The 21478-nt window shown below is 42.0% G+C and carries 17 protein-coding genes; 14 read left to right on the plus strand and 3 right to left on the minus strand.

Annotated features, from left to right (window positions below; translation table 11 throughout):
* The first annotated feature begins 67 nt into the window (after positions 1–67).
* The 12 genes from WD077_05115 to WD077_05170 all read left to right on the plus strand — a co-directional run bounded on the left by WD077_05115 (position 68) and on the right by WD077_05170 (position 15718).
* A complete protein-coding gene (locus tag WD077_05115; protein ID MEX0966594.1) occupies positions 68–364 on the plus strand; it encodes a hypothetical protein in 297 nt (98 codons plus the stop codon).
* A gap of 198 nt (positions 365–562) precedes the next feature.
* Positions 563–949: a VOC family protein gene (locus WD077_05120; GenBank protein ID MEX0966595.1), complete on the plus strand. Its 387-nt coding sequence runs from the start codon at positions 563–565 to the stop codon at positions 947–949.
* A gap of 85 nt (positions 950–1034) precedes the next feature.
* A complete protein-coding gene (locus WD077_05125; protein ID MEX0966596.1) occupies positions 1035–2000 on the plus strand; it encodes a DUF3887 domain-containing protein in 966 nt (321 codons plus the stop codon).
* Positions 2001–2059: 59 nt separating this feature from the next.
* The gene (locus WD077_05130; protein ID MEX0966597.1) at positions 2060–2488 is read left to right on the plus strand and encodes a hypothetical protein; all 429 of its coding nucleotides are present in this window, start codon (positions 2060–2062) and stop codon (positions 2486–2488) included.
* A gap of 256 nt (positions 2489–2744) precedes the next feature.
* Entirely contained in the window at positions 2745–3221 is a 477-nt protein-coding gene (locus tag WD077_05135; protein MEX0966598.1) for a hypothetical protein, read from the plus strand.
* Between the two features lie 187 nt (positions 3222–3408).
* Positions 3409–3969 (plus strand): AraC family transcriptional regulator, encoded by a 561-nt coding sequence (locus WD077_05140; protein ID MEX0966599.1) that lies wholly within the window; start codon positions 3409–3411, stop codon positions 3967–3969.
* Positions 3970–4092: 123 nt separating this feature from the next.
* Entirely contained in the window at positions 4093–4740 is a 648-nt protein-coding gene (locus WD077_05145) for a porin family protein (GenBank protein MEX0966600.1), read from the plus strand.
* A gap of 553 nt (positions 4741–5293) precedes the next feature.
* Positions 5294–9088 (plus strand): efflux RND transporter permease subunit, encoded by a 3795-nt coding sequence (locus WD077_05150; GenBank protein ID MEX0966601.1) that lies wholly within the window; start codon positions 5294–5296, stop codon positions 9086–9088.
* Positions 9085–10491 carry a TolC family protein gene (locus WD077_05155; protein MEX0966602.1) on the plus strand — a complete coding sequence of 469 codons (1407 nt, stop codon included), beginning with the start codon at positions 9085–9087 and terminating at the stop codon, positions 10489–10491. The genes WD077_05150 and WD077_05155 overlap by 4 nt, the downstream gene beginning before the upstream one ends.
* 9 nt (positions 10492–10500) lie before the next feature.
* The gene (locus tag WD077_05160) at positions 10501–12267 is read left to right on the plus strand and encodes an efflux RND transporter periplasmic adaptor subunit (protein ID MEX0966603.1); all 1767 of its coding nucleotides are present in this window, start codon (positions 10501–10503) and stop codon (positions 12265–12267) included.
* 271 nt (positions 12268–12538) lie between these two features.
* A complete protein-coding gene (locus WD077_05165; GenBank protein MEX0966604.1) occupies positions 12539–13099 on the plus strand; it encodes an AraC family transcriptional regulator in 561 nt (186 codons plus the stop codon).
* A 117-nt stretch (positions 13100–13216) separates the two neighbouring features.
* Entirely contained in the window at positions 13217–15718 is a 2502-nt protein-coding gene (locus WD077_05170) for a heavy metal translocating P-type ATPase (protein MEX0966605.1), read from the plus strand.
* Between the two features lie 204 nt (positions 15719–15922).
* Here WD077_05170 and WD077_05175 read toward each other — a convergent pair whose 3' ends face one another.
* The gene (locus WD077_05175) at positions 15923–16597 is read right to left on the minus strand and encodes a Fic family protein (GenBank protein ID MEX0966606.1); all 675 of its coding nucleotides are present in this window, start codon (positions 16595–16597) and stop codon (positions 15923–15925) included.
* Complete coding sequence (locus tag WD077_05180) at positions 16576–16803, minus strand: hypothetical protein (protein ID MEX0966607.1); 228 nt, start codon at positions 16801–16803, stop codon at positions 16576–16578. The genes WD077_05175 and WD077_05180 overlap by 22 nt, the downstream gene beginning before the upstream one ends.
* A 129-nt stretch (positions 16804–16932) precedes the next feature.
* Here WD077_05180 and WD077_05185 point away from each other — a divergent pair, with 129 nt between their 5' ends.
* The gene (locus WD077_05185; GenBank protein ID MEX0966608.1) at positions 16933–20439 is read left to right on the plus strand and encodes a PKD domain-containing protein; all 3507 of its coding nucleotides are present in this window, start codon (positions 16933–16935) and stop codon (positions 20437–20439) included.
* A 246-nt stretch (positions 20440–20685) separates the two neighbouring features.
* Positions 20686–20871, plus strand: coding sequence for a hypothetical protein (locus WD077_05190; GenBank protein ID MEX0966609.1), 186 nt, complete (start codon positions 20686–20688; stop codon positions 20869–20871).
* Between the two features lie 88 nt (positions 20872–20959).
* Here WD077_05190 and WD077_05195 read toward each other — a convergent pair whose 3' ends face one another.
* Positions 20960–21292: a winged helix-turn-helix transcriptional regulator gene (locus WD077_05195; protein MEX0966610.1), complete on the minus strand. Its 333-nt coding sequence runs from the start codon at positions 21290–21292 to the stop codon at positions 20960–20962.
* Positions 21293–21478 lie beyond the last annotated feature (186 nt).

Consider the following 21478-nt stretch of genomic DNA (forward strand, 5'->3'; position numbering starts at 1 on the left):
TATACCCGCCTCTTCAACATCCTGTTTTAATAGCAGAAATTTATTATATTCGCCAGGTAATAATTTTATGGGAACCTGGCAAATCTCATTTTCAGAATCCGTGGCCCAGCGGGGCGAAGCCTGCCCTGGATGGCTGATGCGAATATTTCAGGAAGAAAGACAATGGACCAGTGAAGGAATGGTGGGGCATTGGGAAAGCCTTGATACAGAAAAAATGGTCTTTGCAACCTTACGCGGAGAGTATTGTAAAATAGAATGGGATACGTTTCAACGGTATCATAAAAAAGTACGACCCCAAACGGACACAATTACCAATGAGGTTTTTAAAGGAAATGCAATGGAGGATTTTGCGGGTCTCTCATAATGACCGGCATACGATTGAATCTCAATGAGAACTAAAATGCACCTAAAGTGTATTTCGCTAATACAATAAAACATGATTAAAATGAAATCAACCGTACATCTATTCCTTTTGAGCATAATTACAGTAAGTTGCTCGGTTTTAAAAACAGATAAAAGCAATTTATCTGATAACGAAAATAATCCCGACAGCAAGCCACAGATCATAACATCCCTGACATTTCAAAAAGGTGATGCCGAACAGGCAATGAACTTTTACGTAAGTTTATTTGACAATTCCAAAATTATTAACATCCAACGTTGGGGTAAAGACGGACCTGGGAAAGAAGGTTCAATTATGCAAGCTACTTTTGAGTTGAATGGGCAGATATTTATGTGTAGTGATAGCCCGCCCGTACACGACTGGGATTTCACGCCTGCTGTTTCAAATTACGTTGAATGTACGAATGAAGCAGAAATCAAAAGGCTTTTTTCCAAACTATCAGAAAACGGAGCGGTAGCAATGCCATTAGACAACTATGGCTTCAGCCAAAATTTCGGATGGGTTATAGACCAATTTGGTGTTTCCTGGCAATTGAATTTACAATAAACAAACAACGATCCGCCATCAGCACCTAAGAACCCTAGTTACTCTAAACCCGGACGTTGTCATAATTTTTACAAAAACAACCAAAATGAAATATTTAAGCCTATTATTGTTAATTATCATTCCATTTTTAAGCTTCGGGCAGACTGAAAAAGAGGTTTCCCAAAAGGTTTCAGCGCAATTTGAAGAGTTTTATAATTCAGGAGAATATCAAAAGATTTTCGATCTTTTCTCTGCGGAAATGAGAACGGCACTACCGATTGAACAAACAATCGACTTTTTAAAAGGACTCAAGAGCCAAGCGGGAAAAATAAAAAAGCGAGAATTTATAAAATACGAAAATGGTACATACGCCTCTTACAAGACAAATTTTGAACGTGCTCTTTTTACTGTAAATATCTCGGTGGATAAAAATGCCAGAATTAACGGCCTGCTTGTTAAGCCTTTCAAAGAAAGTAACCTGCCAAAACCTGATAGGAATAAAACTGAACTGGTTTTGCCATTTGAAGGAGAATGGACTGTCTTTTGGGGTGGTGACTCAAAAGAACTGAATTATCATGTAGAAAACGAGGCCCAAAAAAACGCTTTTGATTTTATTATAACAGACGAAGGAGGAAAATCATACAAAACGGACGGAAAAACTAACCAAGATTATTATGCGTTTGGTAAAGAGCTGTTTGCACCTTGTGATGCAGAAGTAGTATTAGTTGTTGATGGGATAAAAGACAATAAGCCCGGGGACCTGAATCCAATTTATGTTCCTGGAAATACAGTAATTCTAAAAACCAATAATAATGAGTATTTGTTCTTTGCTCATTTTAAGCAGAATTCTGTTGCAGTAGAACAAGGACAAAAAGTGAAACAAGGAGAGCTTTTAGGTCTTTGTGGAAATTCCGGCAATTCATCAGAAGCACATTTGCATTTTCACATTCAAAATGTTGAAGACATGAATAAAGCTACTGGGATGAAATGTTATTTTGACGAAATATATGTGAACGGAGAATTAAAGAAAGACTATTCGCCAATAAAAGGAGATAAGATTAAAAACGAGTAAATAACCACTGAAACCAAAAAAGACTAACTTTGATTCGCTAACCAAATATACAAGATATTATGAATCCATTATTAAGAAACATCTTAGCCGTAATTGCAGGATGGATTGTCGGCAGTTGTGTCAACCTGGGCTTAATAGAACTTGGACACCTCATTTTTCCGATAGGGGGCATTGATCCTAATGACATGGAAGCCTTAGCGTCCGTTATGCCGGGTCTGGACTTCAAATATTTTGTTTTTCCCTTTTTAGCACATGCTTTAGGAACATTGATTGGAGCGACCGTTGCTGGTTTAATTGCAATAAAGTACAAGATGCGGTTTGCTTTAGGGATAGGGTTGTTATTTTTTATGGGAGGAGTTCTTGCCAGTATTATGTTGCCAGCTCCCACCTGGTTTGTGATTACCGACCTGATTCTGGCATATATACCAATGGCATGGATGGGTGGTAAACTTGCCACAAGGATGTCAAAAACTGAATCGGGCAATTGAACAAACTGTGACTTACAGCTCTTTGCAAGGGCGATTTTTAAAATTTCATGCACAAGAAGGACGGGCGCAATCCTGGTTTTGATGCCTGTGGTGCCAGGAAACCCATAGTTGGCCAGAAAGCACGCCCGGCCTGGTGAAAAGGATTGGGATACAAAATTGCCTTTATACGGCCTTGTCAGCGGAGAACTTTAAATTGCAACATGGGGGAATCTGTTTGTTAACCTTGTGATAGTGAAAATACAAAAACGAAAGCAAAATGAAAGAGACAATCCTTATGTCAGTTACAGTTTCATTTGTAGTAATAGTGACTCTGATAGCCTTAGCCTTTCAAAAAGGAGGTTCTGCAACAAGTACCTGTTCTTCCCTGTTTGTAACATGTAATGCAACATGCGATGGAACTTACATCTATTCAACAGCCAACTGTGAAGGCAGTAGCTTATTTCGCGACTGTATGTGTGATGGCTTAATGAAAAATGAGATTAAATTAATTAGCGCTGATTCTATTCAGCTTAAAAACATTAGTAGATTTATTGACTATGCTTCAGCGCTAGAGACATCGCACAAAAAGAATCTTGTGATTAACCTGAATAAAATCAAAAATGCAATCAAAAATGAAGATTATAAAAATTATAAAAGTGGCATTGAAAGATTCCATGAGATCTCCAGCCAAATTTCAGAAAAAGAGAGGCACTTGCTATATGACAGGATAAAGGAACATACCACACAACAATAAATAAACGTCAGGCCGCTCAATCTCACTTCGGTTGTACATTATCGAAACTTCGCTCTTGTAGCAAACCATGTTGAAGCCGTCCTGCATTTAAACTGTTGTCATTAATAATCGCAATAGAAGAGGGATTACTTACCATGAAACCCATCAATAAAATGATTTACAAAAAGAAGCATCAATTTCAAGGTCTATGAAACTTTACGTAAAGTACATGGTAAGCCAGCGCTGCAAAATGATGGTGAAGGAAGAGCTGAAAAAATTGGGTATTTGGTACGTGGTGGTTGACCTGGGGGTGATTGAGATTCTGGAGGACATTACATCAGAACAGCACGAGCAACTGAAAATTAACCTGGAGAAATCGGGCCTTGAGCTACTGGACGATAAGCGGAGTATATTGGTAGAAAGCATCAAGAACGTGATAATTGAAATGATTCACTACATCGATGAGGAACCGAAGGAAAACTACTCAGAATATGTCAGCAAAAAATTAGACTACGATTACACCTACCTGGCCAATGTATTCTCGGAAGTGAAAGGCATTACAATCCGGCAATTTATCATCCTTAATAAGATAGAAAAAGTAAAGGAACTGCTGCTGTATGATGAACTCTCCCTAACGGAAATAGCCTCACGGATGCACTACAGCAGCGTAGCTCATTTATCCAATCAGTTCAAGAAGATTACCGGCCTTACTCCTACCTTTTACAAAGGAATAGCCGAAAAGCGCAGAGAGAACCTTGAAAATGTGTGATATATGTAACCTATTTCCACTCTTGTGTAATGAACGCGTTCAAGTGCAGTCCTACCTTTGCGTGTTGTGAAAATGAATTCACATATAGAAACGAGAGTTAACTAAAATCAATTTTAAAAAATTATGAAAACCATCCAAGTTATTGCAATGGCAGCGTTTCTGATAGTTTCAGGTACCGCATTTGCGCAAAATGAAGAAACAGATAACCGTGAAAAATTTCAGATTGGCTTAAAAACCGGGTTGAATTATTCAAATGTCTATAATGCCAGGGGAGAGAATCTGAATACTGACGGAAAGTTTGGTTTTGTAGGCGGTGGTGTCGTACGAATTCCTATTGACAAATATTTCGGTCTGCAGCCGGAGGTATTGTTTTCCCAGAAAGGTTTTAAAGGACAGGGAATGTTGCTTGGCAGCGAATACGATTTTACAAGAACTACTACCTATTTAGACATCCCACTTCAATTTGCTGTAAAGCCAAGTGAATTTATCACAATTATGGCAGGACCTCAATATTCTTATCTTCTGAAGCAAAAAGATACTTTTATCAGTTCATCTACAAGCTTTTCACAAGAGCAAGAATTTAAAAATGATAATATCCGTAAAAACATCTTAGGTTTGGTTGGAGGCTTTGACATCAGCTTAAGGCATCTGATATTAGGAGCCCGCACCGGATGGGATATTCAAAACAATAATGGTAATGGCACTTCCCAAACCCCACGTTATAAAAACGCATGGGTACAAGGAACGATCGGCTACGCTTTTTATGAATAAAAGGTAACAGCTTCAAATCAATACAGCATACCTCTATCAATGAAAGGGCGGAGAAATCTGCCCTTTTTTTGTGCCAAATCTATAGCCTTTGCAATTCGAAATATTCTAATCCAACCCCCAGCGGAATCCAACAGCCTGAATTCTTACGGCATCAGTCTGGGCATTCAATATTACTTATATTCAATTTTACCGGGTAAATAATGGCCGGTTTATTCTTGTTTTCTCAGTGGGGCCATAATAAACTAAAACCTTTAGCCAATAAAACTCGCGAGTTCCCCGGATTAGGGGTTCATTTATTTTTCGAGGTTGAAGATATTAACCAATCATGGAAGAACGCCAATAATTTAAATGCTGACATTATTCATAAACCTCATAAAAGCAGGGGTTTTAATAACCTTGAATTCACCCTGACAGACAGGGATGGGTATTACAATAAGTGAAAAGAATAAGATAAATTTATCTGACAGTACTTAAGCAAACAAAGAGAGTGTTATTTTGCTGTAGCTTTGGAAATGTTAAATACCCTCGGTTCAGGTAAATCAAGGTAGGAATGATATTAAATGCCCTTATAAAATTCTTCCTGGAGAACAAACTCATTACGGCCCTGTTGCTCGTGCTGTTTGTTGGTTGGGGCATCGTCACGGCTCCCTTCAACTGGGATATTGATTTTCTGCCGAGAGACCCTGTTCCTGTGGATGCCATTCCTGATATTGGCGAAAATCAGCAAATCGTTTTCACCGAGTGGATGGGCAGAAGTCCGCAGGATGTGGAAGACCAGATTACCTATCCGCTCACAACTTCATTACTTGGTTTACCGGGAGTCAAATCGGTGCGAAGCACTTCCATGTTCGGGCTTTCATTCATCGCAATTATTTTTAATGAAGAGGTTGAATATTATTGGAGCCGGTCAAGAGTTTTGGAAAAGCTCAATTCCCTTTCTGCCGATATGCTTCCCGAAGGAGTATCACCCGCATTGGGTCCTGATGCCACGGCTTTAGGTCAGGTGTTTTGGTACACGCTGGAAGGCAGGGACGAGAACGGCAAACCTGCAGGTGGTTGGGATCCGCACGAGCTCAGAACCATTCAGGACTATTATGTGCGCTACGCCCTTACGGCTGCCGATGGCGTTTCGGAAGTAGCATCTGTTGGAGGTTTTGTAAAGGAGTATCAGGTTGACCTGGATCCGGTGGCTATGAAAGCTCACAATGTGAGTATGATGATGGTAATGCAAACCATTAGAAACAGCAACCTTGACATCGGGGCAAATACCGTGGAAATGAACCTCGTGGAATACTACGTGCGGGGTTTAGGCTATGTAAAAAACCTGCAGGACATTGAACAGGCAGTTGTAAAAGTTACGGACAATATACCCATTCGCATTCGGGATATTGCCAAAGTGAATATAGGGCCTGCACCCCGCGGACACAGCGGTTTTTTAGACAAAGGCGGTGTAGAGGCTGTGGGTGGAGTGGTGATAGCCCGGTATGGCGACAACCCATTGAAAGCCATTCAAAACGTCAAGGACAAAATCAAAGAAATAAGTCCGGGCTTACCTTCAAAAACACTTGAAGACGGAACAGTTTCCAAGGTGGTCTTTGTGCCATTTTATGACCGCACAGAATTAATTTACGAAACGCTCGGCACGCTCAATGAAGCCATCAGTCTGCAAATACTCATCACCATCATTGTTATTATCATAATGGTGTTTCATTTAAGGGCATCACTGATGATATCGGCACTGCTGCCGCTGGCGGTGCTGATGTGTTTCATTATGATGAAATACCTGAACGTGGATGCCAATATTGTGGCACTTTCCGGAATTGCCATTGCCATCGGAACAATGGTGGATCTGGGCATTATTCTTAGCGAAAACATTCTCCGGCATAATGATGAAGCACCACAGGGGCAATCCATGCTGACTACTGTTTATAATGCATCTACCGAAGTGTCTTCGGCCATTCTTACCGCTGTTACCACAACTATTGTTAGTTTCCTTCCTGTATTTACTTTACAGGCTGCCGAAGGAAAACTTTTTGGGCCGTTGGCTTTCACCAAAACTTTTGCATTGGTCGCGGCCTTAATCATCACTCTGTTTATGATGCCTGCCTTTGCCCATTGGCTTTTTTCATTAAAAACACCTAAGAAATTTTACCGGATAGTTTTGAATATCCTTTTAATCTCTGCAGGTTTTATCCTGCTTTGGTGGTCGGTCTGGGCAGGCGTTGTGATTATCCTTTTAGGCGTGAATAACTTAATTGGAAATCTTGCAGAACAAAACAGATTACCTTCTTTAAGGTCTAATAATTTCTTCAGGCACCATCACAATACAATTACCATTTCCATTGTAGCCTTAGCAGTTGCCTGGTTACTCGCAAAGGAATGGATGCCATTAGGCGTAGCGAACAGCCTGCTGCTGAATATTCTATTTATTGCTTTATTAATTGGAGTAGTACTCGGTGGATTTAAACTATTTATTCTCTATTACTCAAAAATTCTGCAATGGTGTCTGGAGAATAAGATAATTTTCCTGCTCTTACCTGTTCTTATTATTTTGCTTGGCCTGAATATCTGGCTAGGCTTTGACAAAGTTTTTGGTTTCATTCCAAAAGTGACGGACAAAACCGGATGGAATATCCGCACAACTTCTGGTTGGAGTTCCTTGTTACACACCTTCCCCGGCTTAGAGAAAGAATTTATGCCTGCATTGAATGAAGGTTCTTTCCTCTTAATGCCCACCTCAATGCCTCATTCCGGAGTTGAAGCCAATTTAAAATATCTGAAGCAATTGGATATGCGGGTACAGGCTATTCCCGAAGTAGAAATGGTAGTTGGGAAAGCCGGGCGGGTGGAAAGTGCCTTAGACCCTGCACCCATCTCAATGTTTGAAAATATTATCCTTTACAAGGATGAATACAAAAATGATGAAAACGGTTATCCCATGCAGTTTAAGGTTGACAAGCAGGGTAATTTTTTGAGAGACGAAAATGGCGATCTCATTCCAGACGAAAAGGGTCAATACTTCCGCCAATGGAGAGACCACATTACTGCTCCTGATGATATTTGGGATGAAATTGTAAATGCCACCAACGATATTCCCGGAGTTACATCCGCCCCTAAATTGCAACCTATCGAGACCCGTTTGGTAATGCTTCAAACCGGAATGCGGGCACCAATAGGATTAAAAGTATTTGGACCCGACTTGAAGAGTATTGAAGAATTCAGTCTGAAAATTGAACAATTACTCAAGGAAGTGCCATCAGTAAAACCTGAAGCAGTTTATGCCGACCGTAGTTTGGGTAAACCCTATCTGGAAATAAATATTGACCGCATCGCCATTGCCCGTTACGGACTGAATATAGCCGATGTGCAAATGTATCTTGAAGTAGCATTGGGTGGAATGCCGTTAACAACTACGGTAGAAGGGCGTGAGCGGTTTAACATCCGTGCAAGATATGCAAGGGAATGGCGAGACGATCCGGAAGTAATGAAACGTGTTTTGATACCTACACCAACAGGTCAACAGATTCCTTTGTGTGAACTGGCTGAAATAGAATATCGTCCTGGTCCCGGTATGATTAGGGGAGAAAACGGCTTTTTAGTTGGTTATGTTCTTTTAGACAAAAAAGATGGATTCTCGGAAGTTACGGTAGTAGAAGATGCTGACAATTACCTGAAAGAAAAAATTACTTCTGGCGAATTAACAGTGCCTCCCGGAGTGAGTTATCAGTTTTCAGGAAGCTATGAAAATCAGATAAGGGCAGAAAAAAGACTGGCTATTGTAGTACCTTTAGTACTTGCAGTGATATTCCTGATCCTGTATTTTCAATTCCGTTCCGTCACTACATCGTTAATGATATTTTCCGCTATTGCTTTGGCCTTTGCAGGCGGGTTCTTAATGCTTTGGTTGTACAGCGAAAGTTGGTTTATGGATTTCTCCATGTTTGGAGCAAATATGCGGGAACTGTTTCAAATGAAAACCTATAACCTGAGCGTGGCAGTTTGGGTAGGGTTTATTGCTTTATTTGGAATTGCCACGGATGATGGAGTCGTTATTTCCACCTATCTGATGCAAAGTTTCAAAAAACGTAAACCCGCAAACGTTCGTGAAGTCAGGCAAGCTGTTTTGGAAGCTGGGATGAAAAGGGTAAGGCCTTGTTTAATGACCACGGCAACTACATTATTGGCATTACTACCCATACTCTCTTCTTCCGGCCGTGGAGCGGATATAATGATACCGATGGCGATACCCGCCTTTGGAGGTATGGCGGTTGCTCTGATTACTTTATTTATTGTTCCGGTGTTATATGCTGCAAAGGAAGAATATTCAATAAGAAAGAATACAAGATGAAAATTAAAATCACATTTATATTGTCTCTGTTCCTCTTTGCGGGTAATGCAATTGGTCAAAATTTGGATGAATACCTGATCATTGCAGCAGAAAACAATCCGAATTTAAAATCCAAATACTCTCAGTATCAGGCATCAACAGAGCGGGTGCTGCAAGCCAGTTCGCTGCCCGACCCCCAGTTTTCATTCAACTTTTTCATTATGCCAATGGAGCGATATATGGGAAATCAGATTGGGAATATCTCATTAATGCAGATGTTTCCCTGGTTTGGAACGCTGGGAGCAGCCAAAGATGAAATGACTTATATGACCAAGGCAAAATTTGAAGAATTTAATGCAGAAAAATCAATGCTGTTTTATGAAGTGAGAGCCAATTGGTATACTTTACAATTATTGGAAAAGGAAATTGACATAACCAAAGAAAACATTGCACTGCTCAAAACAATGGAACAAATTGCCATAACCCGATTTAAAAGTGGGGGTCAAAATAGTAGCAGTTCAGAAGGTTCAGGAAATATGCGTACGGGAAACCAAAACACAGGCAGGCCGGGCAGTGGAATGGATGAAACGAATAATATGCAAGGGCAAACTTCCACCGGTGGTAGCACACCTTCCCGGAATAGGCCTCAAATGAGTGGTGAAGCTATGGGCAGCAGCGGCAGCATGATTGATGTTTTGCGTGTGCAAATGGAGATTAACGAGCTGCAAAACAATCTGGCGCTCCTGGAGGACAGTAAAATTCCACTTCTTTCCCGTTTTAATCAGTTGCTCAACAGAAATATAAATGAGCCTGTAATACTATCAGATACCATCATGGCTGCACAAATGCCGCTTTCAATAGCTGAAATTCCTGATAGCATTAAAAGCAATAACCCAATGTTGAAAATGCTGGAACAAGAAGAAGAAGCATTTATATCAAAAAGTAAAATGAACCGGAAAATGGGATTACCAATGATGGGTCTGGGGCTGCAATATGACATTTTCAGACCGCGAGACAATAGCGAAAGCATGATGAACGGCCGAAATATGGTGATGCCAATGGCAACCGTCTCTATTCCGTTATGGCGAAAAAAATACGCGGCATCTGTCAGGGAATCGGATTATATGCGCCAATCGGCAATTGAGCAAAAACAAGATGTAAGCAATCAATTAATGGTGAGCTATGAGGATGCCTTGAAAGACTTTAAGGATGCTGACCGCAGGGTGATGTTATATCAGGAGCAAACATCCCTGGCAAATCAGGCATTGAACATTCTGATTGTGCAATATTCTACTGAGGGGAGCAACTTTGAAGAAGTGCTAAGAATGCAACAACAACTTTTGGATTATCGCTTAAAATATCTGGTCGCCCTCATTGATGGAAATATTGCCGTGGCTATGATGGATCGATTAATGGGACGTTAATAATAAACATTGAAGAAAATAAATAAAATACTGAACAATAGAGTTCTGCAACTCGGATGGGTGCTGATTGCGGGGCTATTTATAGGATGGCTGATTTTCAAAACAGACAAAACCTCGGAAACCCAACATTATCATGACCAGGGAGAAGAAATAATCTATACTTGTTCAATGCACCCACAAATCAGACAAAACGAACCAGGCAACTGCCCGATTTGCGGAATGGATCTGATTCCCCTCGCTCAAAAATCAGACACCGGAGAAAGCAGTCGCTTTATACATATAATGTCCCCGGAGGCAACAGCCCTGGCAAATGTGCAAACTCAGCAAGTAAAATCAATTTCGCCCGAACATGAAATTTACCTCACAGGAAAAGTTGCTGTGAACGAACAAAGATTAGCAGTTATAACCGCAAACTATTCCGGAAGGATTGAAAAGCTGTTTGTAGACTTCACGGGGCAAACGGTAAGTAAAGGACAAAAACTGGCAACCATCTATTCTCCCGAATTGGTAACAGCCCAAAAAGAATTGATTGAAGCTGCGAAATTCAAAGACATTAATATGCCACTTTATAATGCTGTTAAAGAAAAACTTCGCCTGTGGAAAATCACTGAAACACAAATAAAGGAAATTGAAAACAGCGGAGTGGTATTAAATGAACTTGATGTGTATGCAGACCTGTCAGGCATCGTAATCAGCAGGGATATAGCAAAAGGCGATTATGTGAATAAAGGCACCGTTCTTTTTGAAATTGCAGACCTCAGTAAAGTATGGGTATTTTTAGATGCTTATGAAAGTGACTTGCCTTTTATCAGAATCGGCCAAAAAATTACTTTTACAGTTACATCTGTTCCTGGCAAAGAGTATACATCTTCAATATCTTTTATAGACCCATTAATCAATCCACAAACAAGGACCGCATCAGTGAGGGTTGAAGTAAACAATCCTCAACAAACACTTAAGCCTGAAATGTATGTGAAAGGTAGAATAAAAGCGAGTTTGCCAGTTAAAGAAAAATCACTGGCAATCCCCAAAACATCACTTCTCTGGACAGGTAAACGCTCCGTTGTGTATGTGAAAGTTCCCAATTCAGAATTTCCCGCTTTTGAAATGAGAGAAATAACGCTCGGTGCTTCATTGAGTGATTATTATATTGTGGAAAGCGGACTAACCGAAAACGAAGAAATTGTTACAAACGGAGTGTTTGCAATAGATGCGGCCGCACAGCTTAGCGGCAATTACAGCATGATGAATCGGGGTACAGACGAATTCATTCCGGTACCTGACGAGTTTACTGTTCAACTAACAGATTTTGTGAATCAATACTTTGAGCTTAAAAACAGTTTGGTGCAAAGCAATTTTAAATCTGCACAATCCCATACTAAAAAACTTGAATCCGCATTAAACAAAATTGATATGAGCTTATTAGCTGAAGAAGCGCATTCGGCTTGGATGAACCATATTGCAGAATTAGAAAACTACACAGGGCTGATCCTTAAAGCAAAAGACATCGAAAAACAGAGAGAGGGTTTTGCTCCACTATCCAGGCAACTTATTAAAGCAGTCGAAACTTTTGGGCTAAAACATGAAACCGTCTTTGTAGCTTATTGCCCGATGGCAATAGACGAAAAGGGTGCCTACTGGCTAAGTGAGTTTAAGGAAATCAATAATCCATATTTTGGAGATAAAATGCTTAGATGTGGAGAAATTACAGGCGAAATCGGAATGAAAGGAAGTCAGGGATCAGGAACACCTCAATCTCAGGAACACCAACATTAAGACAACTTGTAATGTACTATATAAATTTGGGCTTGTCAGAATCAAAAGAAACATTATGAAATATTTTTTCACATTACTGCTAACATTAAGTTTTCAGGCACTTTCTCTAAATTTGATTTTTTCTAATGCTAACTTAAAAATAATAAAAAAATAATTAAGAAATAGCTGCTGAAACAGGCCAAATAGAATATGGGACGGAAGGTAGTTCATCGGAATCTTTACAAAAATAAATTCCATTCGTTAAAATATGCTACCTGCAAACCGAAAAACTATGAAGATATACATCAAAAATATGGTGTGCAACCGTTGTAAAATGGTTGTAAAATCATCACTCCAAAAAATAGGGCTACATCCGCTGCAAGTGGAATTGGGAGAAGTTGAATTGCAGGAAAATGACATTTCCTCAGTTGAAGAGCATCTTACTCAAGAGCTTCAATCTTTAGGTTTTGATCTGCTCAATGATAAAAAATCCCAGACTATTGAAAAAATAAAAAACCTGATTACTGACTTGGTACAGAATAAGAGCAACAGCATTGATGTAAAACTTTCTGCATATATAACCCGGGAACTGCACCAGGATTACAGCGCTTTAAGCAACCTGTTTTCTGAGGTTGAAGGCATTACAATTGAAAAATATTATATTCTTCAAAAAATTGAAAGAGTAAAGGAACTATTGGTGTATGACGAACTTACCTTAAGTGAGATTGCCATCCAACTCAATTATTCCAGCGTAGCCTATTTAAGCAATCAGTTTAAAAAAGTAACCGGACTTACACCAAGCCACTTTAAAAAGCTTCGATCTGTAAAGCGCAGGCCGTTGGATGATTTGTAAATCTTACAAATCAATCCCAAAATTACGTAACCTCTCACCCTTTATATGTTTGTTCCTTTGCGGAAGGAAATAGCCATAGGAGCCATTGTAATTCCACAACAATCTTTTAACATCATCATGAAACATACATACACCATACACGGAATGACCTGCAACGGCTGTCGAAGCCATGTAGAGGAAACATTATCGAAGATAGCAGGCGTCAAAAAAGCTAGTGTTGATTTAGAAAAAGGCGAAGCGACTCTAGAGATGGAATCGCACATTCCTATCGAAGTATTTCAGGAAGCCCTGCAAAAGAATGGCGGCCAATACAGCATTCATCCTCCTGGAGATCACCACCACTCCACCCCCAAAAAGCAAAAAAAATCCCAGGGCACAGGGGCTGGAGTCTTTTATTGTCCAATGCATTGCGAAGGTGACAAAACATACGACCAGGCGGGTGATTGCCCCGTTTGCGGGATGGATCTGGTAGAAGAGCAAAACCTGTCCACCGCTCCTTCTTCCGAAAAATGGACCTGCCCGATGCATCCGGAAGTCGTTAAAAATGAACCTGGCTCCTGCCCTATCTGCGGTATGGACCTGGTGCCGGTGCAGCCGGATCGTTCTTCAGAAGAGAAAACGTATAATAAACTTCGTAAGAAATTTTGGATAGCAGTCGGTTTTACTTTACCGATTTTTTTCATTGCAATGAGCGAAATGCTTCCCCATAATCCATTGTACGACATTATGCGGCAATCAGGCTGGAATTGGGTTCAGCTTGTTTTATCAATTCCTGTAGTATTTTATGCTACCTGGATGTTTTTTGAACGTGCGTATAAAAGCATCAAAACCTGGAATCTCAATATGTTTACGCTTATTGGGATAGGCGCAGGGATAGCATGGGTTTTCAGTGTCTTCGGCATGTTATTTCCGGATTTTTTCCCGGATCAGTTTAAATCGGAATATGGTGCAGTTTACGTTTACTTTGAAGCGGCTACCGTTATTTTAACTTTGGTATTATTAGGCCAGCTATTGGAAGCACGGGCCCATAGCCAAACTAATTCCGCAGTAAAAGAACTATTAAAATTAGCGCCCAATAAAGCAATTAAAATTGTAGAGGGAAATGAAATTGAGGTAAGCATTGACAATATAGAATTGGGAGATATTCTCAAAGTAAAACCGGGTGATAAAATTCCTGTGGATGGCGTAATTACGGAAGGACAAACCAGCATTGATGAATCCATGATCACCGGAGAGCCCATTCCCGTGGATAAAACAAATGGGGATAAAATAACCAGCGGTACCATTAACGGGAATCAATCGTTTTTGATGAAAGCCGAAAAGGTAGGCAGCGACACCCTGCTCTCCCAGATTATCCACATGGTGAACGATGCCAGCAGAAGCCGGGCACCTATTCAAAACCTGGCCGACAAGGTTTCTGCGTACTTTGTTCCGGCAGTCGTTATCATCGCCATTCTGACTTTTGCAGTTTGGGCTTTGTGGGGTCCCGAACCCGCGTATGTATATGCTTTGGTGAATGCAATTGCCGTTTTGATTATTGCCTGCCCCTGTGCTTTAGGTCTGGCCACTCCCATGTCAGTAATGGTTGGCGTAGGTAAAGGTGCTCAAAATGGTGTACTAATTAAAAATGCCGAAGCTTTGGAGAAAATGGATAGCGTTAATATCCTGATTATTGATAAAACAGGCACCATTACAGAAGGTAAACCAACGGTAGAAAAAGTGGGCTCTTTTGATAATAATTTAAGTGAAAGCGCCATTCTGCAATATATTGTTTCATTGAATAATAAAAGTGAACATCCATTAGCTGAAGCAACGGTGAAATATGGTAAGGAGAAAAATATTGAGATATTAAAATCAAATTCATTCAATGCCATTACAGGTAAGGGAGTGGAAGGAAAAGCGGGCGGTAAAAATCTGGCGCTGGGAAATACTAAAATGATGGAAAATGCCAATGCTGAAATTTCTCCGGAAATGAAGGAAGAAGTAAACGTATACCAAAAACAAGGGAAAACGGTATCTTATCTGGCCATAGATGCGGTGGTGAGCGGCTACATTGTGATAAGTGATAAAATTAAGGAAACCAGCGCTAAGGCTATCGAAAGCCTCCAGGGAAAAGGTATTGAAGTATTTATGCTCACGGGAGATAATCACGATACGGCACAGGCAGTTGCAAAGGAGCTAAGCCTTGCCGGTTTTAGAGCGAACATGCTGCCTGAAGATAAACTCAAAGAAGTGGAGCGCCTGCAAGCACAGGGCAAAGTAGTGGCCGTGGCGGGTGATGGCATTAATGACGCGCCCGCTTTGGCTAAAAGCGATATAGGGATTGCAATGGGAACAGGCACCGATGTAGCTATTGAAAGTGCCATGATAACGCTGGTTAAAGGAGACTTGCAGGGCATCGTAAAAGCTAAAAATTTAAGCCATGCAACCATGAAAAACATAAAGCAAAACTTGTTTTTCGCACTTATTTATAATACACTGGGAGTTCCAATCGCTGCAGGCGTTTTGTTCCCATTTTTCGGGATATTGCTTTCACCCATGATAGCTGCACTGGCTATGAGTTTCAGTTCTGTTTCTGTAATCGCTAATGCCTTAAGACTAAGGAATAAAAACATTTGAGAAGCGGTGTTAATATTGAATTTTCAGTTTCATTTCCGTAATCCAATTGGCTAATGTAAAAAAATAACGCTGCACTTCGCAAGATTCGATAGGCCGAAAGCCCGTTTGAGTACATGCTCCTCCATCACCCAGCCGTTCCGAAGCATAGTCTGATCCAGTATTTATTCCATTCGTCAGCGTGGATATCCCCCTGTCGGTTAGGCTTCAAAGTGGGAGCTTATTTGGTTTATTCTCAGAAAATATATCCATTAACCGGTGATTGATATAATAATTTTCCCGGCCCACATTTATTGGCTTTACTATTCCGGCCTCGGAAAGTATCTGGAGATACTTTGCAGCCGTTTGGCGATGGCCTAATCCGGCATCCTCCAATACGCGGATTTTCGTGTAGGGATAACTGAAAAGGATTTCAGAAAGCTCCCTGAACGGCAGGCGCTGAGGAAGCTGCCTTATATCATCATAAATGTCCTGTTGCAGATTCAGTATTTCATCAATCTTTTGTAGCGTGAGTTGGGCGGTTTCTGCCACGGCTTCCAGCATAAACAGGACGAACTCAATCCATTTCCCTTCCTCGGTTCCCTCCCGCAACGTTCGGTAATAGGCAGCTTTATGCTGAATGATATAGCTGCTCAGGTACAGCACTGGCTCCGTAAGCAAGTTACGATTTACCAGGTAGAGCACATTGATGATCCGGCCGGTACATCCATTTCCATCGGCAAAAGGGTGGATGGCTTCAAACTGGTAGTGCATCAGGCTCATTACAATCAAAGGGTCAATGGGTTGAATATTGGGATTGGACAACTTGCGGCAAGTGCCTTCTAACTCTGCCAATATCCGGTTGGCCTGAATGGCTTTTTTCAGAATTTCTTTCGTTTCCAACTCTGTTTTTGGCGGAAGCGGTAGAGGATCATTTTGAGGCTGTTCGCGGCTATATTACGTTTCCAGGTCATGTCGGAGGTCAACAAAAAGTACGTAACGGTGTTGGCAGCACCACCGTTCGAAATAACTTTAGAGAGGCTGAGATGTTGTTTTTGTTGCGAATAAACTACTCTGAAGACGCCTAGCCATTCTAGGATACTTCCCATGTTTACCCTGTAACCCTTTTATATGAAACTGAAAAAATTAAATTTTACCAGGAGGGGAACTTTGTCTATTCTTAAAGTGCTAACTCCCTATCATTGCAACCAATCAGTTTACCTTAAAAATGAATCAATATGAAAAATTTAAACTCAATCCGTCTTATCCTGCTTATTGTCTTTGTTGGCGCGGTTTTATGGCCGGTAGCAGGACATTCACAGCTAAGTGGCAGCTACACCATTAATCCGAACCAGGCGGCCAGCAGCAGCAATTACCAGACATGGGCTTCGGCTGTGGGCGACCTGATGTCCGGCAGCAGGGCAGATTTGGGAACGGCCCAGGGCCCTGGCGTTAGCGGTGCGGTAGTAATCACCGCGTACGATACTATTTATGGAAACACGCAGATCTCAATTGGTGCGATTTCAGGGGCATCCGCTACAAATACCATTACCTTTAGATCTGCCGGTGGAGACAGCACCGCCTGCCGGCTCCAGTTTGCATCGTCCGGCTCTGCCACGGATGATTATGTATTGCAGCTTGATGGGGCCGATCACGTTACCTTTCAGCAAATTGGCTTTGAAAGAACCGGTAACCTTACCTATTCTACGGTTATTGAAATTACCAATGACGCTGACCATAACACCTTTTTGCGCTGCTGGATGAAAGGGTATAAAATGCCCAGCAACACCACGCTTGGGTTTCAGTACGGGATTGGTTCATGTATCTTCTTCACCGGGAATGGCGACAGCAACCAGATCATCCAGAATAAAATGATCTATGGTTATAACGGAGTTTACAGTTTCCAGTCCAGTACAGGCAACCTCATCAAGGATAATGTATTTGATACCATAGGTTGCGTTGGCGTTTATATGACTCAACAATCCGGATTGAATATTTTGAACAATACCTTCAACATGGGTGACTTCGGTACTGGGCAGGGACACTACGTTTCGTACGCCATCAGGCTTGAAACCTCGTCATCCTTCCTCATCAAGAATAACATAATAAGAATGCTGGCTGTAAATGGCCTGGTAGTCAGAGGAATTGTACTTGTAACCAACACAAGTACCCAACAGGCACCTGCCCAGGTTATTAACAACTTTATTACCTGCATGGGCGAGCAGCAGGATAATACCGGGCTGTCAATTTATGGGGCCGATTACATTAACTTATATTTTAATAATGTACTGATAACCGGTTCACTGGCAACCGGGGCTGCTTATTTTCATCATCCCACATATCCCAGTACTCACGTAAAGATTATTAACAACAATCTGGTGAATACCGGAAGCGGCTATGTCTATTCCATTACTTCATCCACTGCAGCCTCTGATTTTGATACCATCAATTTCAATAATGTCTATTCGGCCGGATCCAAGTTTGCCAATTGGCTTGGGACCGATTATACCTCGTTTGCCAACTTCAAATCCGGATCCTCCAGGGATCTGCAGTCACTAAATGTTGATCCCGGTTATAAAAGCACTACAGATCTCCACGCTTCAAATTATGCCATTAAAGAGAAAGCTAGACCCTATAGCAGTGTACCTACTGACATTGATGGTGATCTCCGCCATCCAACCAAACCTGACATAGGTGCGGATGAATTTCCATTTCCCCAGAATGATGCGTCCATTGTGGCAATTACCCGACCTGTCAGCGGGTCCTGCGAAGGATTGCTCCAAGTTGCAGCAGTAATCCGAAACCTGGGACTCGATACACTCAAAAGCGCAACGATTAACTGGTATGTCGCTGGTACGGCACAAACTTCTGTGAACTGGAATGGCAGTTTGCTCAGAACAGAAAGTGATACGGTTGTACTTGGGAATTACCCATTTACAACGAGGGTTAACATCGCTGCAAGATCGCTGCTGCCCAACGGTGAAGTTGACTCAGTTCCTGGAAACGACAGCCTGGTCGTATCGCCACAAATATTTGCGCTGCCCTCCGCGAATGCCGGGGCAGACACCGCCATCTGTTTAGGCGATTCCATTCAACTGGGTACTTCAGGTACAGGTGCGAGCTACAGGTGGCTGGACTTAACCAACAATGTTCTCGGAACAAACGGGCAGCTTACCGTTATGCCTGCGGCTAAAACAAGCTATATACTTGAATTGACAAGCAGTTCTACCGGCTGTGTCGATCAGGATACAGTTGAGATTGATGTTAATCCTGTTCCTTCTGCTGATGCAGGTATAGATCAGGGAATTTGCTGGGGTGATTCCGTGCAAATAGGTACGGCCATGCAAACCGGGAACAGCTATCTCTGGACTAGTATTCCGGCAGGATTCAGTTCTGGCGATGCCATGCCTTTCGTGGCTCCTACAGTTACCACAGAGTACATCCTGGAGCAGTCATTTCCAACAGGGTGCAGCAGTTTTGATACGGTTACCGTAAATGTATTTCCCTTGCCCACACCAGGCATATCAGGTCCGGACAGCATTTGCGAAGGAAGCACCGTATCATATAATGCCAGTCCTGCTGCCGGTAGCACCTATAGCTGGTCGGTTACTGGTGGCCAGGTAATAAGCGGACAAAACACAGATACCATCACCGTAGCATGGCCAGCATCCGGCCCTGGAAGCATCATGCTGACAGAAACAAATATGAACAGTTGCATGGACAGCATTTCCAGAACAATCACCATTAATCCTAACCCTGAAGCCAAAATGGCCATTGACGGCAGTTGTGCGGGCCGGGACATCAGCTTTGTGGATACCAGTGCAAATGTGCAATCACGGTTGTGGAGATTCGGTGACGGATCAACCGCCACTGGAGCTACAGAAACCCACACTTATACAAGTGCAGGCAGCTATCTTGTAGATCTCATCGTTACCAACAGCTTTGGATGCATGGATTCTATGCAACAAACGCTTGTAGTTATTGATGCACCAATAGCAGACTTCAGCGTGACCGGAACTATTTGCGAAGGTGACAATGTGGCCTTTACGAACAGTTCCACGCATTCCAATTCCTATCTATGGACCTTTACCAGCGGTCAGACCTCCATGCAGGAAAATCCGTCATTTGTCTTTAATACAGCCGGGAATTATGACGTAAGCCTGGTTGCTTATGGTACCGGCTGCAACGATTCCATTTCAAAAGAAATCACGGTGAATCCGTTGCCGGACGCGGGGTTCACCGCAGATGTATCCGGAAGGGACGTCAGCTTTGTGCCCAACAGCACTACAGGGGCTACTTATAGCTGGGACTTTGGTGATGGGGAAGTCTCAAGCGAGATATCGCCCACCCATTCTTATGACGATGCCATGGGCTGGAAAACGGTCAGCCTGACTGTAACAAGCCAGGAAGGATGCATCGCCTCCTTTACCGATTCTGTTTTCCTCGACATTGTCGGGATAAAGGGACAATTGCCCGTCTCGGTGTCATCACTCAGCATAATGCCTAACCCATTCAGGGAGCACACAATGATTGAACTTGATTTGGCTAAAGCAGCCACGGTGCAGGTAAGCTTGTATGATATGCAAGGGCGCAATATCATGACGTTCATAAACGGCCACCGTGAAGCCGGGAAATTACAAGTGGAAGTTGACAGCGAAGAGCTAAAACTTAACGCAGGTGTTTATCTCCTCCGCATTATAGTGGATGGCAGCCCGGTTTCGCGACAGATCGTAAATATTGATTAATTATCTGTTTTGATGAATAGTTAAAAGCCCGGATGCGAGTCCGGGCTTTTTTGTGCGCTTAAATGACTCCGGACAATGAAGCGACATTCGGGATGAAAGTTTTGAAAAGTCTGACCTTTATAAAAACCGCAAAACCGATGTCAATGGCTGCTGCCGAACTCTGGGATGAACTCAAAGAAGCTGCCGAAGAGGTACGACTCCATAAGCAGGGAAAGGTTAAATTAAAAACAGCCCAAGACCTTTTGGATGAGTTACAGTATTGTGATCACCCATCGTTTTGAGAAAGAACTGAAGCGGCTGGCCAATAAATTCCCATCGCTTAAAAATGAGTTTGCAAGCCTCATACCTGATATTTCGGAAAATCGCTCTCTCGCTCCGCCCGAAGTCAATGTTTATCAAATGTTCATAGTCAAAAGGGTTTGTGTCCGATAGTCTGAATATGGTCGGCCTCCATGATCCCATTGCGAGCCGTTAATGAGCCCTTTGAGCCCATTATGAGCCAACTGATTTTCATGTTCGTTTACACGTTTATTTTCCATTTTCCCCTTGTTCCACCAATGCGTTCAATTTTTCCTTCTTCTTTCAGTTTATCCAGATGGTACTTAACTCCATCTTCGGTAATATCACCCAATACTTCTGCGAGTTTCTTTCTACTCATTGTAGGGTATTGCCTGAGCAGGTCAAGGATTTTCTCCGAAATGATTTGGGTAGTCATTTGGGTAGTTCCGTCCTCACCCTTCAGCGGAATGATCGTCCTGAATACATCCTCCTCAATAAACTCCGGTTTGGTTCCAGGAGTATAAATTCCGCAATACTTGAAAGTATTCCGAACACCTGAACCCAGTTCGTCCACCCGGCCTATTTCCCTGAAGAATTTGGCGATTACGGGATTTTGGAATAAGGTGCCACCGCAGAGCCTGTCCCGCTTTGCGGGAAACGAGGATGGAAATCCCCAAAATCCGGGACAGGTCGTGCAAAATCGAGCTGGGTTTCATTTATCCGCCAAATAACCACCATATCCGTCATTTCTATTCATCTC

The organism is Bacteroidia bacterium (assembly GCA_040880525.1).
Classification (GTDB): Bacteria; Bacteroidota; Bacteroidia; order CAILMK01; family JBBDIG01; genus JBBDIG01.

Excerpts from the sequence above, each read along its gene's own strand:
- WD077_05115 (MEX0966594.1), top strand. The coding sequence starts at position 68 with ATGGGAACCTGGCAAATCTCATTTTCAGAATCCGTGGCCCAGCGGGGC.
- WD077_05125 (MEX0966596.1), top strand. The coding sequence starts at position 1,035 with ATGAAATATTTAAGCCTATTATTGTTAATTATCATTCCATTTTTAAGC.
- WD077_05130 (MEX0966597.1), top strand. The coding sequence starts at position 2,060 with ATGAATCCATTATTAAGAAACATCTTAGCCGTAATTGCAGGATGGATT.
- WD077_05135 (MEX0966598.1), top strand. The coding sequence starts at position 2,745 with ATGAAAGAGACAATCCTTATGTCAGTTACAGTTTCATTTGTAGTAATA.
- WD077_05140 (MEX0966599.1), top strand. The coding sequence starts at position 3,409 with ATGAAACTTTACGTAAAGTACATGGTAAGCCAGCGCTGCAAAATGATG.
- WD077_05145 (MEX0966600.1), top strand. The coding sequence starts at position 4,093 with ATGAAAACCATCCAAGTTATTGCAATGGCAGCGTTTCTGATAGTTTCA.
- WD077_05155 (MEX0966602.1), top strand. The coding sequence starts at position 9,085 with ATGAAAATTAAAATCACATTTATATTGTCTCTGTTCCTCTTTGCGGGT.
- WD077_05165 (MEX0966604.1), top strand. The coding sequence starts at position 12,539 with ATGAAGATATACATCAAAAATATGGTGTGCAACCGTTGTAAAATGGTT.
- WD077_05170 (MEX0966605.1), top strand. The coding sequence starts at position 13,217 with ATGAAACATACATACACCATACACGGAATGACCTGCAACGGCTGTCGA.
- WD077_05180 (MEX0966607.1), bottom strand. The coding sequence starts at position 16,803 with ATGGGAAGTATCCTAGAATGGCTAGGCGTCTTCAGAGTAGTTTATTCG.
- WD077_05185 (MEX0966608.1), top strand. The coding sequence starts at position 16,933 with ATGAAAAATTTAAACTCAATCCGTCTTATCCTGCTTATTGTCTTTGTT.
- WD077_05190 (MEX0966609.1), top strand. The coding sequence starts at position 20,686 with ATGAGTTACAGTATTGTGATCACCCATCGTTTTGAGAAAGAACTGAAG.